Source organism: Microbacterium sp. zg-Y625 (assembly GCF_030246925.1).
GTDB classification, from domain to species: Bacteria; Actinomycetota; Actinomycetes; order Actinomycetales; family Microbacteriaceae; genus Microbacterium; species Microbacterium jiangjiandongii.
This window is the reverse complement of sequence record NZ_CP126740.1, coordinates 3,209,442-3,233,439: the sequence shown is the minus strand read 5'-3', so window position 1 is coordinate 3,233,439 and position 23,998 is coordinate 3,209,442. Positions and strand designations below refer to the sequence as shown.

24 protein-coding genes are annotated in these 23,998 nt (G+C 69.3%); 13 read left to right on the top strand and 11 right to left on the bottom strand.

Annotated elements, in window-relative coordinates; all coding sequences use genetic code 11:
* The first annotated feature begins 285 nt into the window (after nt 1-285).
* A complete protein-coding gene (locus QNO14_RS15165; protein WP_257507024.1) occupies nt 286-1,494 on the top strand; it encodes an HAD-IA family hydrolase in 1,209 nt (402 codons plus the stop codon).
* 141 nt (nt 1,495-1,635) lie between these two features.
* Here the strand turns inward: QNO14_RS15165 and QNO14_RS15160 are convergent, their stop codons facing one another.
* Together QNO14_RS15160 and QNO14_RS15155 are read right to left on the bottom strand one after the other, a co-directional pair.
* Entirely contained in the window at nt 1,636-2,418 is a 783-nt protein-coding gene (locus QNO14_RS15160) for a DUF2382 domain-containing protein (RefSeq protein ID WP_285184321.1), read from the bottom strand.
* A gap of 69 nt (nt 2,419-2,487) precedes the next feature.
* Nucleotides 2,488-3,180 (bottom strand): hypothetical protein, encoded by a 693-nt coding sequence (locus QNO14_RS15155; protein WP_257506362.1) that lies wholly within the window; start codon nt 3,178-3,180, stop codon nt 2,488-2,490.
* 167 nt (nt 3,181-3,347) lie between these two features.
* Between QNO14_RS15155 and QNO14_RS15150 the strand changes: the two genes are divergently transcribed.
* The gene (locus QNO14_RS15150; RefSeq protein ID WP_257506363.1) at nt 3,348-4,052 is read left to right on the top strand and encodes a TetR/AcrR family transcriptional regulator; all 705 of its coding nucleotides are present in this window, start codon (nt 3,348-3,350) and stop codon (nt 4,050-4,052) included.
* A gap of 66 nt (nt 4,053-4,118) precedes the next feature.
* Here the strand turns inward: QNO14_RS15150 and QNO14_RS15145 are convergent, their stop codons facing one another.
* Complete coding sequence (locus QNO14_RS15145; protein WP_257506364.1) at nt 4,119-5,009, bottom strand: aldo/keto reductase; 891 nt, start codon at nt 5,007-5,009, stop codon at nt 4,119-4,121.
* A gap of 120 nt (nt 5,010-5,129) precedes the next feature.
* On the opposite strand from QNO14_RS15145, the gene QNO14_RS15140 reads away from it, so the two are divergent.
* The 4 genes from QNO14_RS15140 to QNO14_RS15125 all read left to right on the top strand — a co-directional run bounded on the left by QNO14_RS15140 (nt 5,130) and on the right by QNO14_RS15125 (nt 10,665).
* A complete protein-coding gene (locus QNO14_RS15140) occupies nt 5,130-5,795 on the top strand; it encodes a hypothetical protein (RefSeq protein ID WP_257494625.1) in 666 nt (221 codons plus the stop codon).
* A gap of 119 nt (nt 5,796-5,914) precedes the next feature.
* Nucleotides 5,915-8,653: an ATP-binding protein gene (locus QNO14_RS15135; protein WP_257494624.1), complete on the top strand. Its 2,739-nt coding sequence runs from the start codon at nt 5,915-5,917 to the stop codon at nt 8,651-8,653.
* Between the two features lie 151 nt (nt 8,654-8,804).
* Nucleotides 8,805-9,755 (top strand): manganese catalase family protein, encoded by a 951-nt coding sequence (locus QNO14_RS15130; RefSeq protein WP_257494623.1) that lies wholly within the window; start codon nt 8,805-8,807, stop codon nt 9,753-9,755.
* A 37-nt stretch (nt 9,756-9,792) separates the two neighbouring features.
* Entirely contained in the window at nt 9,793-10,665 is an 873-nt protein-coding gene (locus QNO14_RS15125) for a class II glutamine amidotransferase (protein WP_257506365.1), read from the top strand.
* 40 nt (nt 10,666-10,705) lie between these two features.
* Here the strand turns inward: QNO14_RS15125 and QNO14_RS15120 are convergent, their stop codons facing one another.
* The 3 genes from QNO14_RS15120 to QNO14_RS15110 all read right to left on the bottom strand — a co-directional run bounded on the left by QNO14_RS15120 (nt 10,706) and on the right by QNO14_RS15110 (nt 12,825).
* Nucleotides 10,706-11,533 (bottom strand): MBL fold metallo-hydrolase, encoded by an 828-nt coding sequence (locus QNO14_RS15120; protein ID WP_257506366.1) that lies wholly within the window; start codon nt 11,531-11,533, stop codon nt 10,706-10,708.
* A gap of 82 nt (nt 11,534-11,615) precedes the next feature.
* Nucleotides 11,616-12,461 (bottom strand): DMT family transporter, encoded by an 846-nt coding sequence (locus QNO14_RS15115; RefSeq protein WP_257506367.1) that lies wholly within the window; start codon nt 12,459-12,461, stop codon nt 11,616-11,618.
* A gap of 25 nt (nt 12,462-12,486) precedes the next feature.
* The gene (locus tag QNO14_RS15110; RefSeq protein ID WP_257494619.1) at nt 12,487-12,825 is read right to left on the bottom strand and encodes a TfoX/Sxy family protein; all 339 of its coding nucleotides are present in this window, start codon (nt 12,823-12,825) and stop codon (nt 12,487-12,489) included.
* A gap of 151 nt (nt 12,826-12,976) precedes the next feature.
* Between QNO14_RS15110 and QNO14_RS15105 the strand changes: the two genes are divergently transcribed.
* Entirely contained in the window at nt 12,977-13,357 is a 381-nt protein-coding gene (locus QNO14_RS15105; protein ID WP_257506368.1) for a DUF2255 family protein, read from the top strand.
* Between the two features lie 134 nt (nt 13,358-13,491).
* Here QNO14_RS15105 and QNO14_RS15100 read toward each other — a convergent pair whose 3' ends face one another.
* Nucleotides 13,492-15,213 (bottom strand): long-chain-fatty-acid--CoA ligase, encoded by a 1,722-nt coding sequence (locus QNO14_RS15100; protein WP_257506369.1) that lies wholly within the window; start codon nt 15,211-15,213, stop codon nt 13,492-13,494.
* Nucleotides 15,214-15,370: 157 nt separating this feature from the next.
* Here QNO14_RS15100 and QNO14_RS15095 point away from each other — a divergent pair, with 157 nt between their 5' ends.
* On the top strand, nt 15,371-16,336 hold the full coding sequence (locus QNO14_RS15095) for a capsular polysaccharide synthesis protein (protein WP_257494616.1): 966 nt from the start codon (nt 15,371-15,373) through the stop codon (nt 16,334-16,336).
* 28 nt (nt 16,337-16,364) lie between these two features.
* Here the strand turns inward: QNO14_RS15095 and QNO14_RS15090 are convergent, their stop codons facing one another.
* The 4 genes from QNO14_RS15090 to QNO14_RS15075 form a co-directional block, all read right to left on the bottom strand.
* Nucleotides 16,365-16,979, bottom strand: a complete 615-nt coding sequence (locus QNO14_RS15090; protein ID WP_257506370.1) for a GyrI-like domain-containing protein — start codon at nt 16,977-16,979, stop codon at nt 16,365-16,367.
* Between the two features lie 22 nt (nt 16,980-17,001).
* Nucleotides 17,002-17,853 carry an SDR family NAD(P)-dependent oxidoreductase gene (locus tag QNO14_RS15085; protein WP_257494614.1) on the bottom strand — a complete coding sequence of 284 codons (852 nt, stop codon included), beginning with the start codon at nt 17,851-17,853 and terminating at the stop codon, nt 17,002-17,004.
* 71 nt (nt 17,854-17,924) lie between these two features.
* Nucleotides 17,925-18,707, bottom strand: coding sequence for an SDR family oxidoreductase (locus QNO14_RS15080; RefSeq protein WP_257506371.1), 783 nt, complete (start codon nt 18,705-18,707; stop codon nt 17,925-17,927).
* Between the two features lie 112 nt (nt 18,708-18,819).
* Nucleotides 18,820-19,839, bottom strand: coding sequence for a zinc-dependent alcohol dehydrogenase family protein (locus QNO14_RS15075; RefSeq protein ID WP_257506372.1), 1,020 nt, complete (start codon nt 19,837-19,839; stop codon nt 18,820-18,822).
* Nucleotides 19,840-20,133: 294 nt separating this feature from the next.
* Between QNO14_RS15075 and QNO14_RS15070 the strand changes: the two genes are divergently transcribed.
* The 5 genes from QNO14_RS15070 (at nt 20,134) to QNO14_RS15050 (ending at nt 23,998) form a co-directional block, all read left to right on the top strand.
* The gene (locus QNO14_RS15070; protein WP_257506373.1) at nt 20,134-21,648 is read left to right on the top strand and encodes an MATE family efflux transporter; all 1,515 of its coding nucleotides are present in this window, start codon (nt 20,134-20,136) and stop codon (nt 21,646-21,648) included.
* A gap of 120 nt (nt 21,649-21,768) precedes the next feature.
* On the top strand, nt 21,769-22,149 hold the full coding sequence (locus QNO14_RS15065; protein WP_257494633.1) for a helix-turn-helix transcriptional regulator: 381 nt from the start codon (nt 21,769-21,771) through the stop codon (nt 22,147-22,149).
* A gap of 5 nt (nt 22,150-22,154) precedes the next feature.
* Entirely contained in the window at nt 22,155-22,571 is a 417-nt protein-coding gene (locus QNO14_RS15060) for a VOC family protein (protein WP_257494610.1), read from the top strand.
* Nucleotides 22,572-22,573: 2 nt separating this feature from the next.
* On the top strand, nt 22,574-23,026 hold the full coding sequence (locus tag QNO14_RS15055; protein WP_257506374.1) for an iron chaperone: 453 nt from the start codon (nt 22,574-22,576) through the stop codon (nt 23,024-23,026).
* 69 nt (nt 23,027-23,095) lie between these two features.
* Nucleotides 23,096-23,998 carry a VOC family protein gene (locus QNO14_RS15050; RefSeq protein WP_257506375.1) on the top strand — a complete coding sequence of 301 codons (903 nt, stop codon included), beginning with the start codon at nt 23,096-23,098 and terminating at the stop codon, nt 23,996-23,998.

Here is a 23,998-nt window from a genome sequence, read left to right as displayed (position 1 = left end):
CACCGACCGAGCAGCCCTGGCGGGCGTTGCACCCACTCCTCCGGGTCGCCCAAGTCATCGCTCGGCGCCGCTACCTTCGCGCCCTCCGCTGATCAAGCCGCCGGGGAGGACGAGGGTCAATGGCTCGTCATCCAACTCCGCAGCGAATGGGATGGAATCGCGGAGGTGCGTCCGCAGGTTCTGCCTGAATTCTCGGTGGCGATGCGCATCACTCACGGGCACATAGGTTTTGTGATGCGAGTTGTCGTGTGGGGGCATCGGAGACTTCGAATTGGTTCCTAGACGGTGGCTGCGATTGCGCGTTGGATTGAGCCGCGCGAAGCTCTTCAGATGCAGGTGGGTCCGATGCTCGAGCGATACTGCGTCTCGGCTTTCTTCGCTCGTTTGGAAGTGGGGGAGCGGTTCGCGCGAAGCGACTGGCCAGCGCATGTCACGCTCGCTTCGAACTTCGTCGTCTCGGAGCCGGTTGAGCAGATTGTCAGCGCGATCCGTGACGCGAAGGTCGTCGACCGAGCCCTGAGGTTCCAATTCACGGGGCTTGCCTTCTTCGGCCCGCGACGGGATGTTCCGGTTCGGTTGGTGGAGTGCCCGGATATCGAAGACGTACATCGAGACCTCGCGGATCACCTCGGTCACCTCGGCGGTTTTAAGCCGGACGAGCCAGCCCATTGGCGAGACGGCTACCGCCCCCACCTCACTCTCCGTCCGGCCGTCGACGTCCGCGACGGCGCGAGCTGCATCGCGTCACACATCGCGATCGCACGGCTGACTGGCGAAGCAGCCGAGGTCGTCGCCTGCTTCGCGCTTGATCGGTCGCCAGTGCCGAAGGTGCGTGCGGTCGGCTTCGACCTCGACGGCACGCTTTTCGACCATCATGGCTCTGCGGCCGACGCTGTCCGGAATTTCATGACTGAACTTGAGCGCGAGCCGACCATCGAGCGAGTGACAGCGTGGTTCGAGCTCGAAGCCCAGCACTTCGAGAGCTGGCGGGCCGGCGATCTCACCTTTGCGGAACAGCGGCGGCTGCGGCTGCGTGACTTCCTGGAGTTCCTGAGCGTGGTCGTACCTGCTCGCGATGACGTTCTCGACGAGCTGTTCGAGAAGTATCTGGTGGACTATCGCCGCGCATGGCGCGCATTTCCAGGGACGGAGGCAGTACTTGAGAACCTGCGTGGTCGCGGGATCCGAATCGGCGTCCTCACCAATGGGAACCACGCGCAGCAGATCGACAAGCTGAATGTCACTGGCCTAACCCACCTCATTGACGTCGTGTGCACCTCCGAGGACATCGGTTTCGCCAAGCCGGATCCTCGAGCGTTCGAGATCCTCGCCGCACGACTCGAATGCTCGACGTCGGAGATGGTGTTCATCGGTGACAACTCTGAGATGGATGTTGCCGGTGCTCGGGCCGCTGGAATCGCGGCAGCGCGTGTCCGGCACGACGATGACTCCGATGCGGCACTCGAGGCTGCGTTGGATTCGGCGAGCCTCTGACACCTGCGGCCTGCAGATGCAAAAGCGGCTCTGCACTGTCGGCGAGTGGGGCTCTGGGCGCACCGTGCTGAGACAGCAACCCATGAAAGCCCGCGGAATTCCGCGGGCTTTCATGGGTTTCTCGGATGGTGGCGACGGGTGTCAGGCGCGGTTCGTGCCGTCGTCGTAGTCGATCTGTTCCTTGCGGACCTGCTCGGTGACCGTCTCCTCCTCGGTCACGGTTTCCGTTCCCAGGCGGACACGCTCGACCGGAACGGTCTCCTTGGCGATGACGGGCCGTTCCTCAGTGAGGACGACCTCATGCTCTTCCTCGCTGATGGCCGGCCCGTCCATGGCATCCGCAACGTTGGCGTCGGTGATGGGTTCGCGTTCCAGCCGCACTTCCTCATGGCTCACGGGGACAGTGACGGTCTTCTCCTCCGTGACGACGTACTTGCGCAGCCGTGCGCGACCGGTCTGCACCTTCTCGGTGCCCACGCGCAGGCGCTCCTCGGACCGGGTCATCGCATCGTCGGTGGTCGGACCGGATGTGTCATAGCCGGTGCTCGTGTCCACGGCCCCGTCGCTGGCGTCACGGACGGTACCGGTGCCTTCAGTGGCGCTGGTGGTGCGGGAACCGTTGCCGTAGTAGACGTACAGTTCGTCTTCCTGCGCGTGCTCCAGCGCCCCGTCCGCGTCCACGCGCGGTGCGTTCTTCACGAACTCTTTCGCGTAGCTCACCCGGAGGTTCTGGCCGTCCTGGTTGGCGTCGTCGATGGGCACGAAGGACTCCGAAGTGCCGAAGAAACCGGTGCGCACCGCCGCCCAGGTGGGCGCCCCGGTGTCGGTGTCGAGGTAGATCTGCTCGAGCGTGCCGATCTTCTCCCCGTCGGAGTCGATCACCGCTGCTCCCATGAGCCCGCTGATGTTGTCTGTGCTGATCATGACTGCTTCCTATCGTTCGTTTGTTCGTACGTATTGAGACCGGCGCGGGGCCCGCGACCGGGAACCGTGTCACCGGGTTGTGGTGACCTGCACGGCAGTGGTGTCGGGGTCACGCTTGACGACACTCCGCACGCCGAGCATCCCGCCGAGGGCCGCGATCACCGCGCCGATCAGCAGACCGGCGAAGCCCCACCACGCGGCGGCTTGAGCGGTCGCGGCGGCATCCTCCGCCGTCTGCTGCGCGTCCTGCAGCGCCTCATCGGTCTGCTCCTGCGCTTCTTCTTCGTCGACGTTGCTCTGCACGTCCTCGACGACCTGGGTGACGTCGGTCCCGGACAATGCCTGGGTGGCGGAGCTGACGACGCCGCCGAGCAGGCTGGCGCTGAGCCACACGGTCAGGGCGAGAGCAACCACCAGGGACGTCGCCCAGGTCAAGAATCCGTGCAGCAGCCCGCTGCGCACCGCCAGCGCGCCGGCGACGAAGCCGGCCGCGGCAAGAGCGATCACCAGGGCGATGACGCTCCAGATCGTCGCCCCGATGCCCGAGCCCCCCAGTCCGATGCCGGCGGTGACGAGGGAGAGCAGGATGGTGACGGCCAGAAAGGTCACCACCCCGGCGATGATGGACCCCCATGAGACGTTCGCGGTGCGGCCACCCCTTTCGGTGCCGATCAGCGACTCCTTCGCGGCGTCGTCGTTGTGGTCTGCGATGACAGGGCGGGCTGCGGCGCTGTCGGGGTGGGCGGTGCGATTGTTTGCCATTGTCTCGATCCCTTGGGTTGGGGCGTCGGAGCCGCAGGAGTCGAAACGTGCGGACCGGCTACCAGCCCGCTTACACCGTAAGCCGACTAGCGTGACAGTACAGCGCCCGAAATGACTTGGCGAGGGGGGTTGCGCGTGATGGGAGGGAATGTGCTATGAGCGTCCGGGTGACGAAGAAGCCGACGGGTACGCAGTCCCGTCGTCTGAGCCGCGGCCTGATCATCGAGACCGCACTCGCGCAGATCGACCGGCGCGGCGCACAGGGGTTGTCGATGCGCTCCTTGGGGCAGGAGCTCGGCGTAGAGGCGATGTCGCTGTACCGATACGTACACGGGCGAGAGGATCTGCTGGAGGGGGTGGTGGCTCTGCTGATGGAGAACCTGACCTCGGATCTTGACGATGAGCTCGCCGAACACTGGCAGGGGTTCCTGCAAACCGTCGCCCACCACGTCCGCCAGATCGCGATCGATCATCCGCTGGCCTTTCCGCTGGTCGCCACCCGCCACCCGGCAGCCCCCTGGCTGCGCCCCCCGCTACGCAGCGTCGAAGTGGTCGACACGTTCCTCGGCACCCTCATCGGGCACGGTTTCACCGACCAGCAGGCCGTGGATGCCTACCGGTCCTTCAGCAGCTTCCTGCTCGGCCACCTGCTGCTGGAATCAGCCGTGCGCGGCGCGGAAACCGGCCCGGTCGAAGAACCCCTCGACGAAGGCGACGCCACCATCCCCGAAGGGGACGGGCAGGTCAGTCTGGAGGCCGCACCCGAAGTGAAACGCCTCCGAACCCTCCTCAGCGAAGACCGCAGCGACGAGGAATTCGAAGTCTCACTGGAGGCACTGCTGGACCGGCTGAACCGCGAGCTCACCCAGTAACGAGCCAGCCCTGCCGGCGACGTGGAGTCAGCGTGGATCAGGTGCCGGTCGCAGCACGCCGTCGCGTCAGTCGAAGATCGCCACCGATTCCGACAGCCGAGTCACTTCCTCAGCGGTGAGTTCCAGGTCGGCGGCTTTCGCGGAGTCTCTGATGGATGCCGCACGGCGCGCACCGGGGATCGGGATGACGTGCGGGTCGAGGGCGAGCTCCCACGCCAGCACGGCCTGCTGTGGGCTGACCCCGTGTGCATCGCCGACTTCGCGGAAGGCCGAGAACCGGTCGCCTACGCTGCTGGCACCGCCGCCGGTACCGCCGAGAGGACTCCACGGCAGGAAGGCGATGTCGTGAGCGGCGCAGAAGCGCAATTCGTCGATGCTTCCCGGATGCTTCGGCGAGAACTCGTTCTGGACGCTGGCGAGGTTGCCTTCGCCGAGCACGTCGAGAGCGATCTGGATCTCTTCGACACTCGCGTTGGAGATGCCGATCGCGCGGACGAGGCCGTCGTCGTGCAGCGATTTCAGTCCCCGCATGATGTCGGCGTAGACACGTGTGCGGTCGGGACGGTGGTACTGGTACAGGTCGATCTGGTCGACGCCGAGGATCGCGAGTGACTTCTCCACGGCCGAGCGCAGGTAGGCCTCCGACCCATCGCGTCCCTTGGCTCCGTCTTCTCCGAGCGTGATGCCGCCCTTGGTCGCGACGAAGATGCTCGAGGAATCCCCGTCCCATGTCCGGAGCGCCTCGGCGACGATGCGCTCGTTGTGCCCCATCTCTTCGCCATCGGGCGCGTAGATGTCCGCCGTGTCGATGAGCGTCACGCCCGCGTCGAGTGCGGCGTGCACGGTCGCCACGGCATCCTCGAATGACGGATACTGCTTGTCGTTGTTCATCGACAGCGGCATGGCGCCCAGGCCGATCGCCGAGACCTGTCGTCCTGCCAGAGTGCGCTGCTTCATTGCTTCTCCTCGTCGCGTCTTCTCAAAGACTGCCAGCGCAGCCGCGCGCGTGCGTGGGACTGGACATACGGCTGGACACCGTAGTAGTCCACTGAGCGCACGTGTTTCTAGGATGTCGCCGTGGACCGCGTGATCGTCATGGGGAGCATCTTCCTGCCGGGGTTCGTGATGGATCCCTTCGTGTCGGCGTTGCGGGAGCGAGGACTGGTGGCCGAGTCGGTCGCCCCGACGTCCGCGGGGACCGCGGGAGCAGCCGGCGAGGAGTACTCCGCGGCCGCGGCGCGACTCGGTGCGACGACGGCGATTGCGCATTCGAACGCCGGCAACTTCGTTCCTGCCGTCGCCGCGGCTTCCGCTGTCAGGCGGGTGGTGTTCCTCGACGCGATCGTCCCGCCTCTGCACGGTGGCACATGGCCCGTTGTGCCCGCGCCTCTGCGCGACACCCTGTCGGCGACCGCGAGGCGCGGCATCCTGCCGCCGTGGACGCGGTGGTGGCCGCAAGAGAGCGTGCGCCCTCTGTTTCCGGACGACGCTACCTTCGCGCGGGTGGATGCCAGCACACCTTGCATCCCCGCCTCCTACCTGTCGGCTCGCGTCTCAGCGGCTCGGGACTGGTCGGCTGAACTCACCTGCAGTTACGTCGCCTTCGGGACCACCTACGCCGACGAGGTCGACGTCGCCGCCGACGCAGGATGGCCCGTGCGGACCCTCGAACTAGGTCACCTGGGGATGCTGCAAGACCCCGCGATGGTCGCGGACGCGGTGATGGCCGCCGCCGAAGGCTGAGCCGCTCTGCGCTGGTCGTCACGGTTGTGACTTGGATACTGTGTGGCAAGGACAGGGTGGGATGATCCGCTGACCCGAGCGACAACGCCCGTCACAACTCGATAGACAGCGATGGGGGAATGCGGGTGCACCTGTTCGGCCGGCACGCAGAATGCGAGGCTCTCGATCGCGCCCTCGCCGATGCGCACGCGGGGCGGAGCAGGGCGCTGTACGCACGTGGTGAGGCGGGAATCGGAAAGACCTCCCTCCTGGACTACGCGCGGACCGCCGCCGATGCGCTGGGGTTCCGGGTGGAAAGCGCCACCGGCATGGAATCGGAGTCGCAGTTCGCGTACGCCGCGCTGCATCAGCTGTGCGCTCCGCTCCTGGAGTACGACGCGACGATGGCCGGGCCCCAGCGCGACGCACTCGCCATCGCCTTCGGCACGAAGACGGGGCCCGTTCCGGACCGGTTCCTGGTCGGCCTGGCCGTGCTGAATCTGCTCGCAGAGGCCGCGGAAGAGCGGCCTCTCCTCTGCCTCGTCGACGACGCGCAGTGGCTGGACCGCGCCTCGGCCGAGGTCATCGCCTTTGCGGCCCGGCGGGTATCCGCCGAACGCCTGGCCCTCGTCGTCGCGGGCCGTGATTCCGACGACGACGCGTCCGCCGCGTTCTCGGGGATGCCGGTCCTCACGGTTGCCGCACTCGGTGAGGCCGACGCGCGGGAGTTGCTCGCTGCCGAGACCGCCACCCTGATCGACGCCTCAGTGCGCGAGCGCGTCATCGCGGAAGCACGCGGAAACCCCCTGGCTCTGCTGGAGCTGCCGCGCAGCGTCGGGCCGGCGACTCTCGCAAGCGGGTTCGACGTGCATGACCGCCCCGACGTCCCGCAGCACCTCGAACAGGCCTTCCGGCAACGCTCGACAGCGCTGCCGTCCGAGACTCAACGTGTTCTTCTCCTCGCAGCCGCCGAGCCTACGGGCGACGTGGCACTGCTGTTCCGCGCTCTGTCCCGGCTCGGGATCGAGGGTTCCGGCGCCGCTGCGGCAGAGACCGCGGGGTTGTTCACCATCGACTCGAAGGTGCGCTTCCGGCATCCCCTGGTGCGTTCGGCGATCTACAGTGCCGCTGTCCCAGCGGAACGTCGCCAGGCACATGAAGCGCTGGCTGCGGCGACCGACCCGCGCATCGATCCAGACCGTCGGGCGTGGCATCGGGGGCAGGCCGTCCTCGGCCCAGATGAGGACGTGGCCGTCGAGTTGGAGCGCGCCGGCGAGCGAGCACTCGCGCGCGGCGGCATGGCAGCGGCGGCCGCCCTTTTCCAGCGCGCGGCGCAACTGACCCCCGACCCTGCTCTTCGCACGCAGCGCGCGATGACCGCGCTGCAGGCGAAACATGAGGCGGGCGCTGCAGATGAGGCATTGAAGCTGCTCGCGCTCGCAGCTCAAGGGCCGCTGAGTCCGCTGCAGTCTGCGCGCCTCACGCTCTACAGAGCGCACATCACCTTCTATCTCGTCCACAGCGACGACGTTCCGGTGATGTTCTTGGATGCGGCACACGCGCTGGCGCCGCTCGACCCCGCGGTGTCTCGCGAGGCCTTTCTGCTCGCCCTCAACACCGCCGTCATCGCCGGAGGCGATGTGCGAGGGGTTGCCGAGGCAGCCCGGGCCGCGCCCCGACCGCCCGAGCAGCCACGGCCGCTGGACCTCCTTCTCGACGGGCTCGTGACGGTCTACACGGAGGGATACGTCGCCGGCGTGGACACGCTGCGAAGAGCGGTCACCTCGTTACGTGATGAAGAGCTCAGTCGAGACGTCTACCGCGGCACGGACAGCGACCGCTGGCTCTGGCTCGCCAGCCGCACGGCCGTCGCACTCTTCGAGAACGACCTGATGTACGACCTTGCCGCGCGCAAGGTCACGATCGCGCGTACGGCGGGGGCGGTGGCGACCCTGTATGTCGCGCTGATCGCTCTTTCGGCGGCACACGCGCTGCGCGGTGAGTTGAGTCGTGCCGCGGAGCTGCTGGCTGAGAGCACGGCGATCGCTCGCGCGACGGATGCTGTCCCGCTGCCCCACGGGGAGCTGTTCCTCGCAGCATGGCGAGGCTGGGAATCAGATCTCCCCGAGCTTCATCGACGCAGCGCCGGGGCGGCGGACAAGAACGCCGGTACCGAGGTCGCCGTGGCGAACTACGCGTCCGCGGTGTTCCACAACGCGACAGGGAGCTTCGCAACGGCCATGACCGCAGCTCAGCGCGCCGTGGAATCCGATGATTTCTCCGTGCAGAGCGTCGCCCTCCCCGAGCTGGTCGAAGCGGCCGCCCGCGCAGGTCACGCACAGGCGGCCCGCGAAGCCCATGCGCAGCTCGTCGCGCGTGCCCACGCGAGTGGAACCCCGTGGGCGCTCGGCCTGGCCGCACGGTCGCGGGCTCTGATCACACCGGGCGGGGCCGCGGAGGACGACTACCGGGAGGCCATAGAGCGGCTGGGTGAGTCACGCCTGACCGGCCACCTTGCACGAGCCCACCTGCTGTACGGCGAGTGGCTGCGGCGCGAAGGGCGTCGCCGCGAGGCGCGAGAAGAGCTCCGCACGGCACACGACATGCTGACCGACATGGGAGCGGTGGGTTTTGCAGAGCGCGCCGCGAAGGAACTGCGCGCGACCGGCGAGCACCCCCGTGCTCGCAACGCGCCTCCCAGCACCGCGCTCACCGAGCACGAGCTGCAGATCGCGCGTGCTGTCGCGACCGGCGCCACGTCGCGGGAGGTTGCGGCGATGCTCTTCCTGAGTCCGCGAACGATCGAGGCTCACTTGCGCACGATCTTCCGAAAGCTCGGCGTCACCTCCCGACGCCAACTCAGGGAACTCCACCTCTGACGACGGTGCACACACCTCGGCGGCCGGAGCGGACACGTGATGATCGGCTGCTCGCTGGAAGGAGGGTACGCGACCTACGGCCCTTGCGCGAGGGGGGTTCGCGGGCCTGCGCGGGCGAGCAGGCTGAGCCCACCGACCCTTTGGAGGAAACATGTACTTCCATGTTCAGCAGCTGATCAACGAAATCGACCAGGATCAGCCCGATCCCGACGCCGCGAACGCGCTTCAGGAGGGCCTGGGCGGGCAGTTCGGCGAGATGCGCACGATGATGCAGTACCTCTTCCAGAGCATCAACTTCCGCGGTCCGTCGGCGAAGCCCTACAAGGACCTCATCCAGGGCATCGGCACCGAGGAGATCAGCCACGTCGAGCTCATCGGCACGACCATCTCACGCCTGCTCGACGGATCGCCGGGGTACAAGGGCAAGCCCAGCGACACCGTCGACGCCCCCGGTGCCGGTGGCGCGACGCCGCTGCAGGTAGCGACGTCCGAGAGCAACATCCATCACTACCTGGTCGGTGCGCAGGGAGCGATGCCGGTGGATGCCGCCGGCAACCCGTGGCTGGGCAGTTACGTCTACAACTCGGGCAACCTCGTGCTCGACCTGCTCTACAACCTCATGCTGGAATCGACCGGCCGCCTGCAGAAGTGCCGCCTCTACGAGATGACCTCCAACAAGACCGCTCGCAGCACCATCTCGTACCTGATCGTCCGCGACCAGGCGCACGAGAACGCGTTCGCCCGGGCGCTGGAGACCCTCGGCGTCAACTGGCGCACTGCACTGCCCATCCCCAAGACAAACGCGGAGAAGTTCCCCGAGGTCGCGCGGCTGCTCGAGATGGGCCTGCAGAGCAAGCAGTACTCCTTCGACCTCACCAACCTGTCCGAAGCGGGCAAGATCTTCCAGGGCCTTTCGCCTTCGAAGGATGGCACCCAGCTGGATGCCAGCGAGCAGGCGCCGGCCGGCGTACCGATGACGATCGCACCCGAGCGTCCGGAAGAATTCTCCCCCGGTGCCGACGCCGACCTGCGGGAGCTCATCGAGGCGACGGCGGCAATGGAGATGAAGGACATCGACCGCACCTTCGGTGAGATGAAGTAGCAGGCCGCAGTCCGACGGGTTGCGAGGGGGAGCCGAGATGTGCCGATGGATCGCGTATCTGGGCTCCCCGCTTGCCGTTGAGGACGTTCTCGTCCGCCCGGATCACTCGCTGATAGACCAGAGCCTGGTCGCCCGCCGGCTGTACCTGCCCGGCACGACGATGGCGTCGCAGTTCCGGGAGCACGCGTTCCCCACCAACGGCGACGGTTTCGGTCTCGCCTGGTCTGGCCGCGCGGGCACGTTGGGACAGTTCCGGCAGGTCACGCCGGCATGGGACAGCGACAACCTGCGCCACCTCGCAGCGCAGATCGAGTCCCCCTGCTTCCTCGCCCACGTGCGGGCGGCGCCCGGCGGCACGATCGCCGAGCAGAACGCCCACCCCTTCGTGCACGACGGGTGGATGTTCCAGCACAACGGCGAGATCGGCGGGTTCGCCGCGCTCAAGCGCGACCTCACGATGGATGTCGCGCCCGAGCTGTACCCGCACATCCGGGGCACCACCGACAGCGAAGTGTGCTTCTTCCTCGCGCTGACCTACGGCCTCGCCACCGACCCGGTGACGGCTCTGACCCGCATGGTCGAGCGCGTCGAGGCGGCGCGCGCCGCGCACGGCGTCACCGCGGCGTTCCGCGGCGCGTTCTGCGCCTCCGACGGTGAGCGCCTGGTGGTGGCGCGGTGGCGGAGCGCGGATGCCGGCGAGCTGCCGCCGCCGTCGCTCTTCCACAGCGTCGGGCCGGAGACCTTGCATGTGGGCGAGGGGCGCACCGAGCGCCTTCCCGACGGCGCGCAGCTCGTGGTCTCGGAGCCGCTCGAGCTGCACTGGTCGCGTCGGCATTGGCAAGAGATCCCCACCGCCACGGTCGGCGTCTTCACCCGCGGCGCCGACCCGGTGTTCACCGCGCTCGCGTGACGCCGCCGGGTGGACGCGCGGGGGCTTGGCGCTCGCCGCCTCACCGCGGGCTGGCCCCGCCCCGTCGCGCGGCGCTGTCGACCTGCCCGGCATGCAGGTCGGCCACCCACTCCCAGCCGGGCTCGGGCGCGTCGATCCGGGGGTCTTCGAACACCCCGCCGTCGCGCAGCGTCTCGATGTAGCGGCGGTCCAGCGCCAGCCGCTGCCGCAGCTGCGTGGCGTCACCGGCCGAGCCGTGTCCGGGGACGAACGCGTCCACCTGGTCGGCGACGGACGCCAGCGCATCGAGCCCCGCGAGGTAGTCGCCCAGCGGATCGTCAGCGCCCTCGAGGTCGGGCATGGGCACGAAGACGTCCGACAGCATGTCCCCGGCGATGAGCACGCGGCATCCCTCCACCACGAGCGCCGCGTGCCCGATGGCGTGACCGGGGTGGGCGACGACCCGCACCTCGGGGCCGTTCCAGGGGACGCGCGCCCCGTCGCGGGGCAGCGCGTCGATCAGGCCGAACGGCTCTATCGGCACGTCCGTGATGATCTCGGGGGGCAGGGCGTCGGCGAAGCGCTGCTGCCAGTCGCTCTGCGACCGCAGGTCGCGCAGGAACGCCGCACACGCCGCCGTGCCCCAGCGTGGGGCGTCTCCCAACTCCGGATGCCACAGCGCGTGGTCCCAGTCGGGGTGCGTGGCGAAGCCGGCGACCACCGGCATCCCGAGGGCGCGCAGGTCGTCGGCGAGGCACCGCATCTCCGCCTCGGTGATGCCGGGATCGACCAGCAGCACACCGTCGTCGTCGCCCTGCACGACGACGGTGTTGTTGCGCAGCAACGGGCTCTGGTGGGCGAAGACGCCGGGGGCGACGGGGGTCAGCATGACCGTGGCCCGGGGGTGGACGGGTTCGGGGCGGCCGTCGGTGCGAGCAGTGCCATCGAGGAGTCCTTCGTGTTCCGGGCGCTCAGTCCAGCGAGAGCGCGATGATCGCGAGCGTGCAGATGCCGATGCCGGCACCCTGCGGTGCGCTGAGTCGCTCGCGGAGCACGCCGGCGGCCAGCAGCACGGTGACCGCAGGATAGAGCGAGGTGAGCACGGCCGCTACAGCCAGCGAGGTGGTTCCGCTGGACAGCAGGAAGGCGACCGTTCCGGCGGCGCCGGTCAGTCCTGCCGCGGTGCCCCAGCCGACGGCCGTGCGCATGCTGTGCCCGCGGGGTCGCACGGCTGCGACGCCGATGCCGGCGAGCACCGCGCCGGTGGCCTGGTTCGCCGCGAGCGGCAGCAGCCCCGCATCGGGCCCGATCTGGGCCAGGCAGACGAACAGCAGCCCGAACCCCGCACCCGCGAGGGCGCCGTCGCCGAGCGCACCCCACGACCGCTGCGGGCGGCCGGTGCCGGTGCCGGTCTCGCGCGAGACCAGCCAGATCCCGGGGAGGGCGATGACGATGCCCGCCCACACCAGCAGACCGGGGCGCTCGCCGAGCACGACACCCGCGATCACGGGCAGCGCCGCTGCCCCGACGGCCGACAGCGGCGCCACCAGACCCATGCGACCGCGCGCCAGCCCTCGATACAGGAACAGTCCGCCCGCCGCGGAACCGACGCCGGCGAGCACACCCCACCCGAAGTCGGTCGCCGTCGGGGTTCCGCCGAGGAGGAGCCCCGCGGCCAGCAGGGCGATGGTCCCCGCGATCTGACCGACCAACAGGATCAGCCACGGCGAGCACCGCCGGGCACCGACGCCCCCGATGAAGTCCGACGTGCCGTACGCGATCGCCGACGCCAGCGCCAGCAGGATCCCGGGGCTCACGGCATCCAGCCTGAGACGCGGCGGATCAGCCGGCCTGGCGCTGCAGCGCCTGCGCGACCCAGAAGTCCAGCGTCCCCTCGTCCTGCGCCGCATCGGGGTGGATGTGGATCCACCCAGGGCCCATGGAACGACCGGGGCCCATCTCGGCGCGCACGGCCTCGGGCCGCGTCACGAGATCGGCGTCGTCGTCGGCGCTGACGTGCACGAGCAGTCCCAGGTCCTTGCGGGCCGCGACGAGCATCGATCCGTCGAACATCACGGCGATGGTGCCGAACATCGGCACTTCGCGCACCGACCCCGCCGGAAGTCGCCGCAGCACGCGGTCGAGCAGATCGCGCCGCGCCGCATCCACCATCACGGTCATGTCATCACCTCGCAGCGTCGTCCGGATGCCGGTCAGCGTAGAGCGCGACCGCGCTGCCGTCGAGGGGGACACTGGCGCGCTCGCCCGCCCGGTCGTACGGTCGGAGCCAGCCGCCCGGCGACCTGCGCCGTGCGAGCCGGAGGGGGAAGAGATGCCGTGGGATGCCGATGACCTCGCGACGATCGGCGGTGCGGAGGAGTTGCAGGTCTCCTCGGTCCGCCCCGATGGCACGGACCGCCCGTTCGTCACCATCTGGGGGGTGCGTGCCGGCGACGACCTGTACATCCGGTCGGCGTACGGTCCGGACAACCCCTGGTACCGGCGGGCGCGGCGTGCCGGCATCGGGCGCATCCGCGCCGACGTGGTGGATCGGCCGGTGAGCTTCACCGCGGTCGATGCCGGCGACGAGGCGACGCAGCAGGCGGTGGATGCCGCCTACCACGCCAAGTACGACCGCTTCGGGCCGCAGATCGTCGGCACGGTCACCGGGCCGGCATCCTACGAGACGACGCTGCGGCTCGATCCGCGCTGAGCGCGGCACCGCGCCGGGGCGGTGGTTTGCCGGAATGCGGGGATCTGCCCGGATGCGGACCGTTTCGGCCGCGGGGATCCGCGTTTCGGCGGATTCCCTCATCCGGGACAGTGGAAAGGCAGCCCCCCGTCGACTCAGTCCTCGTCGACCGGGGTGGCCCGCACCGCGTTGCGGTCGGCGATGAGCGTGTCGCGCACGCGCCGGCGCAGCACCTTGCCGATGAGCGACGTCGGAAGCTCCTCCCACACGCGGTAGGCGCTCGGGCGCTTGTATTCGGCGAGGTGCTCGCGGGCCGCGGCGCGGGCGGCATCCTCATCGAACGTCGCGCCCGGCTCGAGCACGACGACGGCCGTCACGACCTCGGCACCGCCGCCGCGGGGGATGCCGACGACGGCGGATGCCGCCACGCCCGGCACCGCGTTCAGCACCTTCTCCACCTCGCTGGGGGCGACGTTGAAGCCGCCCGTGATGATGATCTCCTTCTTGCGGTCGACGACCGTGACGAAGCCGTCTTCGTCCTGCATCACGAGGTCGCCGGTGCGCAGCCAGCCGCCCTCGAGCAGCGCCTGCGCCGTCTCCTCCGGACGGTTCCAGTAGCCCTGGAACACCTGCGGACCCTTGATCAGCAGCTCGCCGACCTCGCCCTGCTCCACCTCATGGGTGGGCTCGTTGGGATCGACGACGCGGATGTCGGTGGAGGGGAACGGGATGCCGATGGCGCCGATCTTCCGCGAGGAGTTGAACGGGTTCGCAAGGGCGACAGGGCTCGTCTCGGTGAGCCCGTAGCCCTCGTTGAGCATGCTGCCGGCCAGCTCCTCCCAGCGCTTCACGATCGCCGGGGTGAGGGTCATCGCGCCGGAGATGGCGTAGACGACGCCGGAGAGGTCGAGCTTGCCGTCGCGGGCGACGCGGGCGAGCCGGTCGAACATCGGGGGCACGGCGGGGATGAACGTCGGCGGGTACTTCTTCGCCGCCTGTGAGACCAGTTCGGGGTCGAACGTGGGGAAGAGCACCGCGTTCGAGCCCGTTTCGACGGCGTAGATCACCGACAGCAGCACCCCGAACGAGTGGAACATCGGCAGCAGACCGTAGATGCGGCCTTCGCCGTGTGCGAAGCGCGGCATCCAGGCCCCACCCTGGCGGGCGTTGGCCCACAGGTTGCCGTGCGTGATGATCGCGCCCTTGGGGGTGCCGGTGGTGCCCGAGGTGTACTGCAGGCACGCGATGTCGGTCACCGAGGGGCGAGGGGTGGATGCCGGCAGCGGGGCGGACTTCTCGAGTTGCGAGAACGGGATGGTGCCGGGCGCGGGAGCGGTGAGCTTGTTGCGGGAGGCCTTCGCCTTCGCGATCGGCAGGCGCAGCGCGAGACGGGTCGTCAGCGGCATCGCGCGGGTGATGTCGACCGAGACGATCGTGCGGATGCCGAGATCGGCGGGCAGCGACTGGATCACCGGGGCCATCTTGTCCCAGGTGATGACGACGGTGGCGCCATGGTCGCGGAACTGCACCTCGAGCTCGTCGCGGGTGTACAGCGGGTTGTGCTCGACGACGATCGCGCCCAGGCGCAGCACGGCGTAGAAGGCGGCGAGGTGCTGTGGTGCATTCGGCAGCACGAGCGCCACGCGGTCGCCTGCCTTCACTCCGAGCGCCGCCAGGCCGCCGGCCACCCGGGAGACGCGGTCGGCCAGTTCCCGGTAGGTCTGCGAGGCGCCGAAGAACGTCACGGCGGGGCGGTCGGCGTACTGCGCGGCCCGCTCGTCGAGCAGGTCGACCAAGGAGCCCGTCGGCAGCTCGATGTCGACGGGGGTGCCTTCGGCGTAGAAGCGGTTCCAGGCGCGGGTTTCGTTCAGGAGCACCGGACAAGATTACGTCGCCGTCGGGCGCCGCGCCGCACCCACCTCGCCTGCGTCTCCGGGCCGCCGCACGGCTCGAAGGGGTGGTTGCGCGGCCGTCGGCGCGCCATGATGAGGCCATGACGCCAGGCGCCCGCGGTCGCGACAGCCGAGCCGCCCGATGAGTGACGACAGCGTCGCCCGGCCCCTGCCTCCGCCTGCCGGCCCCGTGGCCGCCTTCCTCGCAGGGCTGGAATCGCAGTTCTCGCGGATGGAGCGGTTCAAGGACGCCGTCGACCCGGTCGCCGCCCGGCGGGGCGGGCGCATCGTGACGGACTTCTTCACTCCGCGGGTACCCGAGCTGCGCGCCGCCGCGGGGCTGCCCGCGGGCCGCGGGCGTGCGTCCCACGGCAGGCGCCTGGCCGCCCGCGACGGCGGACGCGTCGGCACCGACGAGCTGGCGGTCTACTGCTACTGGGATGCGGGCGTCGATCAGGCGCCCGAGCTCGTGCGTGCCTGCATCGACAGGGTGCGCGAGGTGCATCCCGATGCCCGTGTGCTCGACGCCGCCGGCATCCGCGAACTGATCGCCATTCCGGATCGCGTCACGTCGGTGCTCGCCGAGCACCATCCGGCGCACTTCGCCGACTACGTGCGCGTGGCGCTGCTGGAGAAGTACGGCGGGATCTGGGTGGATGCCACCTGCTGGCTACCCGGCCCGCTCGACGAGGCGATCCTCACGTACCTCGACGCGGGCGTCGTCTATCCCCGCTGGACGCATCGCGAGATCGGCAACTGGTTCATCGCCGCCGTGCCGGGCTCTCTTGTGATCAGGCTGCAGCGGGTCGCCCTCGAGATGTGGTGGGAGGCGCGCGACGACGTGCCCGACTACTTCCTCTATCACCGCATCTTCGAGACCCTTCACTCACTGATCCCGGAGTTCCGCGGGCAGTGGTCGCGGGTTCCCTCCCTTTCGAGCACCGCCAGCCACCTGCTGCAGCTGAGCATGATGGAGCCCTGGTTCCCCGGCGTCGCCGACATCATGGCGCGCCTGTCGATCGTGCAGAAGCTCAGTTACAAGTACGACCCCGCCGCGGTCCCAGAAGGCTCGATCCTGGCCCGGCTGCTCGAGCACCGGGCGCTGTAGGGGGCGCCGGTCCGGTGGCTCGGGCTGCTCAGGTGTGGGCGACCGGCTGACGCAGGATCGTCCTGAGCTTGTCGGCCTCGGTGTGGCGCGGGTCGTTGAGGTAGATCTCGTGGTGCCTGCCGGTGGCGACCAGCCCGTTCGCAGGAAGGTACTCCTCGTGCAGGCGCGCGAGCACCGGGGCCTCGTCGTCGTACGAGCCGACGTGCAGCGTCTGCACCGCGAGGCCCTCATCGAGGGTGGCCAGCCGGATGAGATCCAGCGACGGCGCGTCGCCCTTCTGCTCCAGCATCGCGATGACGTCGGCGACGTGGTCATCGGTGATCCAGTGCGGCACGAGGTTCATCACGGTCCAGTCCCACTGGGACTTGTCCCGGGCGGCGGTGAACGCTGTCATGTCCTGTGCCCACCACAGCGCCTCCAGCGGCATGACGACGTAATCCATGTCGAGGGTGGTCTTGCTGAAGAACTTCAGCTTGTACGCCACGGGATACAGCGTCGACAGCGCGTCGGCGTAAGCCTGAGACGTGTTCGGATCGCCGTGCCCGTCGAGCATGAGGTACTGCAGCGGGGGCACCGTGACCACCTCGAACGCGCCCGCCGGAGCGGTGTAGGTCGCGATCTGCTTCTTGAGGTCGACTTTCACGGCTGCTCCTCCTGCGGCGAGGCTACGAGCCGCCGCGACCGGTGAAGTGGTCCATCGAGGAATACACCTTGAACACCTTGTCGGCAACGACGTCCCAGACGCGGGTGGGCAGGATGCCGCGCAGCGCCATGGCCAGCTTCACCGTCCACGGGCGCAGCACCATCGGCGTGCCGCGCACCATCCCCTGCCACGCGGCGTGCGTCGCCTGGCGCGGGGTCATGATCGGGGTCAGCAGCGGCCCGCGCGCCCCGGCGAACATGCCGGTGGAGACATAGCTCGGGCAGAACGTCGTCACGGTGACGTGGCGGTGGCCGCGCGCGCGCAGCTCGAGTCGCACCGAGTCGCTCCAGCCGATCATCGCCCACTTGGATGCCGCGTAGACCGCCATGTTGGGGTTGGCGAGCGTCCCCGCCGCGGACGCGATGTTGAGGATGCGCTTGGGTCGGCTGGTGTCGGCGATCATCGCCGGCAGCACCTCGCGGGTCAGCCACATCGCCGCGAGGGTGTTCACCCGCATCGTCATCTCGATGTCGCGGGTCGGGTCGTTGTCCCAGAAGACCCCCGCGCGGACGATGCCGGCGTTGTTCACGAGGATGTCGGGGGCGCCGATGTCGGCGGTCACGCGCTCCAGCGCGGCGACGATCTCGTGCTGCTGAGAGACGTCGACGCGGTAGGCCCGCACGTCGACACCCGAGGTGCTGAGCGCGGATGCCAGTGCGCTCGCGGCATCCTCGTCGATGTCCCACAGGGCGATCGCGTGCGCGCCGCCGGCGACGGCCCGGCGGGCGAAGAGCTCGCCCATGCCGCGGGCGCCGCCCGTGATCAGCACGGTCGCGCCGCGGACGGCATCCATCCGGCTCGTCGCTGCGCTCATGTGCGGTCCTCCTCGCGTCGGCTCCCGCCAGCGTAATCCGCTGACGGGAGCCGATCACGCGGCGGCGTCGGTCACCAGGTGGAGTCGCCCCGGATGACGGCATCCGAGCCGCCGTCGATGAAGATCATCTGGCCGCAGAGGTGCGCGTTCTCCTCGCTGACCAGCCATGCCATGAGGTAGGCCACGTCGAGCGGCTCGAAGATGCCGTTGAGCGGCATCGGCACCCGCTGCAGCAGGGCCGCTTTGGCCTCTTCGGTCGTGGTCAGGTCGGCGGTCATGGGGGTGGCGACGACGCCGGGTGCGACGCCGTTCAGCGCGATGCCGGCGCCGGCCCACTCGGGGGTCGCCGCCACGCGCCGCATCCACCGGGCGAGTGCCCGCTTGGAGGTGCCGTAGATCAGGCTGGCCTGCTCAGGGGTGCCGGCCGCGAGCTCGCCCGCGCGAGCCAGGGCGGTCTGCTCGTCCCCGGTGAGGAATGCCTCGAGCAGCGTCTCGTCCGGCGGGAACAGCGACGCCATCGAGGCCGTGGCGACGGCACGCGGTGCGGCGGATGCCGCCAGCAGCGGCCGCAGGCCCTCGAGGGTCGCGACGGCGCCGAAGTAGTTGACGGCCGCGGTGGCGACCGTCGGCGACGACAGCCCGGCGTTGGCGATGACCACGTCGACCGTGCCGTCGGAGAGGTCGGTGACCTCGGTGACGAGCCTCTCGCGGCCCTCGGCCGTGGTGAGGTCGACGTTGACGTCGGCACCGGCGATGTCGACCCCGATGACCCGGTAGCCCCGCTCGGTGAGCAACCGCGCGGTTGCCGCTCCGATGCCGCTGGCGGAGCCGGTGATGACGGCTGTGCGGGCCATGATGATCTGCCTTTCCTCGGTGAGTCCCGCCGACGGTGGCGGGCTGCTCACTGCCATCATGGCATGTGGTCAGACCATAGGGAAGGGGCAGGCGAGGGCGGTTTTCCGGCCGTCACACCGTGAGCATCACCTTGATCGCCCGGCGCTCGTCCATGGCGCGGTAGCCCTCTGCGGCATCCTCGAGGGGGAGCGTCAGGTCGAAGACCTTGCCCGGGTCGATCTCGCGGTCCCAGATGCGCTGGATCAGGTCGGGGAGGAACCGCCGCACCGGCGCCGGTCCGCCGTGCAGGTGCACGAGGGAGAAGAAGAGCTCCCGGCCGGGAAGCTCCACGTCGTGCGATACCCCGACGAACCCGATGTGGCCGCCGGGTCGCGTGGAGCGCAGGGCCTGCAGCATGGACTCGTGGGTGCCGACCGCTTCGATCACCGAGTGCGCGCCCAGTCCGCCGGTGAGCTCCTTGATGCGGGCGACGCCGTCGTCGCCACGCTCCTCGACGATGTCCGTCGCACCGAATTCGCGGGCCAGCGCCTGGCGGTCGGCGTGCCGGCTCATCGCGATGATGCGATCGGCGCCGAGCTCCCGGGCGGCCAGGATCCCCATGAGGCCGACGGCGCCGTCGCCGACGACCGCCACCGTCTTTCCGGGGCCGACCTCTGCGGCGACGGCGGCGAACCAGCCGGTGCCGAGCACATCGGATGCCGCCAGCAGCGACGGGATCAGGTCGGCATCCGGCTGACCCGGAGTCGCCACGAGCGTGCCGTCGGCCAGGGGGATGCGCGCGTACTCGGCCTGCGTGCCGATGCGGCCCATGGGTACGCTGTGCACGCAGCGCGACTGGTAGCCGGCGCGGCAGATCTCGCAGGTGTTGTCCGAAGCGAAGAACGACCCGACGACGAAGTCTCCGACCTTCACGGTGCGGACGTCCCCGCCGATCTCGGTCACGACACCGACGTACTCGTGCCCCATGGGGGTGCGGTTCACCTTGTCGGCGCCCCGGTACGGCCACAGGTCCGAGCCGCAGATGCAGCTGGCCGCGAGCTTGATGATGGCGTCGGTGGGCTCGATGATCACGGGGTTCTCCCGGTCTTCGACGCGCACGTCTCCTGCGGCCTGCATGATCACTGCGCGCATGCGCGTCTCCTTCGTTGCGTTCGTTCCGTGGTGTCGCCCGGGGCGTGTGGTCGGCGCCGCTCACGATAGACCCCGGGGCTGGGGACCGCGATCATCAGAGGCCATCGGTTCCCGCGAGAAACCACGTTCGGGGCGAGACACCACGCGGTGCGTGATGTCTCAGCCCAGAAGCGGTTTCTCGGCGAGGGAGGGCCGGGCGCACGGGATTCGAATCGATTCGAATCCAGCGATAGGATGGCCCGTCGCCTTCGCCGCTCCGGCGTCACCCGTCCCCAGATTCCCCGGAAGTCCTGCATGTCCACGTCCCTGACCACCGGCAGCCCTTGGCGCGTCATCCTCCTCTTCTCCGTGCCGTTGCTGCTCGGCAACATCGTGCAGCAGATGTACCAGTTTGCCGACGCCGTGGTCGTCGGCCGGTGGCTGGGGGTCGAGGCGCTCGCCGCCGTGGGGGCGACGGGAAGCCTCTTCTTCTTCCTCCTCGGATTCGTATGGGGTCTCACGACCGGTTTCGCCATTCCCACCGCGCAGGCGTTCGGGGCGCGTGACGCGGCGGGCGTGCGCCGTTCCGTCGCGGCCGGCACCATGCTCACCGGGGTCGCGACCGTGCTGCTGACGATCGCCGGGCCGCTGCTGTCGGAGCCCATGCTGCTGCTGCTGCGCACGCCGGCCGAGCTCATGCCGCAGGCGACCGTCTTCGCCCAGGTGAGCTTCCTCGGGTCCGGCGCCATGCTCTTCTTCAACTACCTCGCGGCGATCATCCGCGCCATCGGCGACTCGCGCACGCCGCTGATCTTCCTCACGATCGCCTGCGTGCTCAACGTCGGCCTCGTCGTGCTGATGGTCGGACCCCTCGCCTGGGGGGTCGGCGGTGCAGCGCTGGCGACGGTGGTCGCCCAGGGCCTGTCGGTGGTGCTGTGCGTGGAATTCGTGCGCCGCCGCGTCCCCGCCCTGCAGATGCGGCGCAGCGACTGGCGGGTGTCGTGGGAGGACATCGCCGACCACCTGCGACTGGGCCTTCCGATGGGCTTCCAGGCATCGATCATCGCCATCGGCGCCCTCGCCGTGCAGGTGCGCCTGAACGAGCTCGGCGCCGACGCGGTCGCGGCCTACACCACCGCATCGCGTGTCGACTCCCTCGCCGTGGCGCTGCTGCAGTCGCTGGGCCTCGCCGTCTCGATGTACGTCGCGCAGAACTTCGGCGCGCGCCGGCCCGACCGCATCCGCCGCGGAGTCGTCCAGGCGGTGTGGATGTCGATCGCCGCGTCCGTCGTCGTGGGTGCGCTGCTCGTCGTGTTCGGCAGCGGCGTGGTGCGCCTGTTCGTCGGGGAGGGGGCGGATGCCGTCGTCGGCCTCGCCTCGCTCATGCTGGTGATCAACGGCGTCAGCTACAGCCTGCTGGGCGTGCTCTTCGTTGTCCGCGGCGCCCTGCAGGGCCTCGGCCACACCCTCATCCCCACCGTCACCGGCGCGATCGAGCTGGTGATGCGCGTGGCCGCCGCCGTCGTGCTGGGCGGGCTCATCGGCTTCGCCGGCGTCGCCTGGAGCAACCCGCTGGCCTGGTTTGGAGCGGTGGTGCTGCTCGTTCCGGCCTACATCCGCGAGCATCGGCGACTGGCGGGCATGCCGGTGCGGCCCGACACGGTGACCCCCACGACGCCGATCGCCGTGATCGGTCCGGTCGACGGATCGATGGCCGTCGACGCCGTCGTGACCCAGCCGGTGCCGGTTGTGGCGTCGCCCAGCCGCGCGCAGCGGCTGCGCCGGCGCGTGAGGCAGCGCCCGCGTCGCCGGCGCGACCGCGCGAGCTGACCCGACTGCGGCTCACAACCCTGGCGACGTCGTACCGCCCTGTGCGACCATCTCCCCGTGGTTGCACGCACGCCCCGGGATCTGCAGACGCTTGTGCTGCTGCGGCGCGTGCGCGACCGCATGGACCGCGAGTACGCGCAGCCGCTGGATGTGGCATCCCTCGCCCGTGATGTGCACATGTCGGCCGGTCATCTGAGCCGGCAGTTCAAGCTCGCCTACGGGGAGTCGCCTTACGCCTATCTCATGACCCGGCGCATCGAGCGGGCCATGACCTTGCTGCGCCGAGGCGACCTCAGCGTCACCGAGGTGTGCTTCGCGGTCGGCTCATCGTCGCTGGGCACGTTCAGCACCCGGTTCACCGAGCTCGTCGGGGTGCCTCCGAGCGTCTACCGAGAGCAGGGTGCACCGTTTCGGGCCGGTATGTTGCCGTGCATCGCCAAGCGCCTCACCAGACCGGTCAGGAATCGAGAAGCGCAGGACGCCCCCGCACTCGTACCGTGACCGTCATGGACATCACGATTCAATCGAGTTTTCTGCCGCACACCGACGCTGAGGCATCCGTCGCCTTCTACCGCGACGTGCTCGGGTTCGAGGTGCGGCTGGACGTGGGCTATGACGACATGCGGTGGATCACGGTCGGCCCCGTGGGCCAGCCTGACACCGCGATCGTGCTGCATCCGCCCGGCGTCGGGAGCGATCTGACCGACGAGGAGCGCGAGGTGCTGCTCGAGATCATCGCCAAGGGCAGCTACTTCGGCGTGAACCTCGCCACCGACGACCTCGACACCACCTTCGCCGCGATCGCCGCGGCCGGCGCCGACGTCGTGCAGGAACCCATCGACCAGGATTACGGCGTGCGCGACGCCGCCTTCCGTGATCCGGCCGGCAATCTCATCCGCATCCAACAGAACCCGGAAGGCTGATCATGGCCGACACCCGCACCGCCGACCAATCCGGCTTCAGCGCCGCCGAGCGCTCCGCGATGAAGCAGCGCGCCGCCGAGCTCAAGACCCAGGTCAAGAACGGCAAGGGCAGCGCGAAGAAGCAGAAGGAGGCGCAGGCCTGCCTCGACGCCATCGCCGCGCTGCCCGAGCCCGACAAGACCATCGCGGAGCGCTTCCACGCCGCGGTGACCGAGACGGCGCCGCACCTCGACCCGAAGACCTGGTACGGATTCCCGTCGTACGCTCGGGACGGCAAGGTGGTGACGTTCCTGCAGCCGGCGTCGAAGTTCGAGACCCGATACGCCACGATCGGGTTCAACGAGGACGCCACGCTCGACGAGGGGGAGTTCTGGGCGACGTCGTTCGCCGTGATCGACTACACCGACGCGGTGGATGAGAAGGTCCGGGCGCTGGTGAAGAAGGCGGCAGGCTGACGACCTTCTTGCGCCCGTTCTGCTCTGGGCGGATGCTGGGCGGTGACGCACCCGACGAGGAGGTCTTCCGTGCAGAGAATCGTCCCGCACCTCTGGTTCGACCACAACGCCGCCGAGGCGGCGGAGTTCTACACGGCGGCGTTCCCCGGGTCGACGTCGACCGTCACCGCCCGCTATCCCGATGAAGGGCTGCCGGGCTTTCAGAGCGACTTCGCCGGGGCGGAGCTGACCATCGACGTCGAGATCGACGGATACCGGCTCACTCTCATCAATGCGGGGCCGCAGTTCAGGCCCAACCCGTCGGTGTCGTTCATGCTCAACTTCGACCGCCTGCTCTTCGGCGGGGACGCGGGTGCCGCGCGGGAGCGGCTCGACGCGCTGTGGGAGCGCCTCGTCGACGGGGGCGAGGTGCTGATGGAGCTGGCCGCGTACCCGTACAGCCCTCGTTACGGGTGGGTGCAGGACCGCTACGGCGTCAACTGGCAGCTCATCCTCGACGAAGCCGGCGACGAGCCCCGGCCCTTCCTCATGCCCAGCCTGATGTTCGGCGGAGACGCCCAGAATCGCGCCCGTGAGGCGGTGGACTTCTACACGTCGCTGTTCGAGGGCTCCCGCATCGGCATGATCGCGGAATACCCCGAGCAGACCGGTCCTGCCCCCGCCGGGGCGATCATGTTCTGCGACTTCCAGCTGGAGGGGCAGTGGTTCACGGCGATGGACTCCGCCGTGCCGCAGGACTTCTCCTTCACGTGCGGCGTCTCGCTCGAGGTGAGCTGCCCCGACCAGGCCGAGATCGACCGGCTGTGGAGTGCCCTGTCTGCGGTCCCCGAGGCCGAGCAGTGCGGCTGGCTGGCCGATCGGTTCGGCCTGAGCTGGCAGATCGTGCCGGAGAACATGGGCGAGCTGATGCGGCGGCCGGGCGCTTACGCCCGCATGCTCGACATGCACAAGCTGGTGATCGCCGGCCTCTGA

Excerpts from the sequence above, each read along its gene's own strand:
- QNO14_RS15160 (WP_285184321.1), bottom strand. The coding sequence starts at position 2,418 with ATGATCAGCACAGACAACATCAGCGGGCTCATGGGAGCAGCGGTGATC.
- QNO14_RS15155 (WP_257506362.1), bottom strand. The coding sequence starts at position 3,180 with ATGGCAAACAATCGCACCGCCCACCCCGACAGCGCCGCAGCCCGCCCT.
- QNO14_RS15145 (WP_257506364.1), bottom strand. The coding sequence starts at position 5,009 with ATGAAGCAGCGCACTCTGGCAGGACGACAGGTCTCGGCGATCGGCCTG.
- QNO14_RS15135 (WP_257494624.1), top strand. The coding sequence starts at position 5,915 with ATGCGGGTGCACCTGTTCGGCCGGCACGCAGAATGCGAGGCTCTCGAT.
- QNO14_RS15130 (WP_257494623.1), top strand. The coding sequence starts at position 8,805 with ATGTACTTCCATGTTCAGCAGCTGATCAACGAAATCGACCAGGATCAG.
- QNO14_RS15125 (WP_257506365.1), top strand. The coding sequence starts at position 9,793 with ATGTGCCGATGGATCGCGTATCTGGGCTCCCCGCTTGCCGTTGAGGAC.
- QNO14_RS15120 (WP_257506366.1), bottom strand. The coding sequence starts at position 11,533 with ATGCTGACCCCCGTCGCCCCCGGCGTCTTCGCCCACCAGAGCCCGTTG.
- QNO14_RS15110 (WP_257494619.1), bottom strand. The coding sequence starts at position 12,825 with ATGACCGTGATGGTGGATGCGGCGCGGCGCGATCTGCTCGACCGCGTG.
- QNO14_RS15105 (WP_257506368.1), top strand. The coding sequence starts at position 12,977 with ATGCCGTGGGATGCCGATGACCTCGCGACGATCGGCGGTGCGGAGGAG.
- QNO14_RS15095 (WP_257494616.1), top strand. The coding sequence starts at position 15,371 with ATGAGTGACGACAGCGTCGCCCGGCCCCTGCCTCCGCCTGCCGGCCCC.
- QNO14_RS15085 (WP_257494614.1), bottom strand. The coding sequence starts at position 17,853 with ATGAGCGCAGCGACGAGCCGGATGGATGCCGTCCGCGGCGCGACCGTG.
- QNO14_RS15080 (WP_257506371.1), bottom strand. The coding sequence starts at position 18,707 with ATGGCCCGCACAGCCGTCATCACCGGCTCCGCCAGCGGCATCGGAGCG.
- QNO14_RS15075 (WP_257506372.1), bottom strand. The coding sequence starts at position 19,839 with ATGCGCGCAGTGATCATGCAGGCCGCAGGAGACGTGCGCGTCGAAGAC.
- QNO14_RS15070 (WP_257506373.1), top strand. The coding sequence starts at position 20,134 with ATGTCCACGTCCCTGACCACCGGCAGCCCTTGGCGCGTCATCCTCCTC.
- QNO14_RS15065 (WP_257494633.1), top strand. The coding sequence starts at position 21,769 with ATGGACCGCGAGTACGCGCAGCCGCTGGATGTGGCATCCCTCGCCCGT.
- QNO14_RS15060 (WP_257494610.1), top strand. The coding sequence starts at position 22,155 with ATGGACATCACGATTCAATCGAGTTTTCTGCCGCACACCGACGCTGAG.
- QNO14_RS15055 (WP_257506374.1), top strand. The coding sequence starts at position 22,574 with ATGGCCGACACCCGCACCGCCGACCAATCCGGCTTCAGCGCCGCCGAG.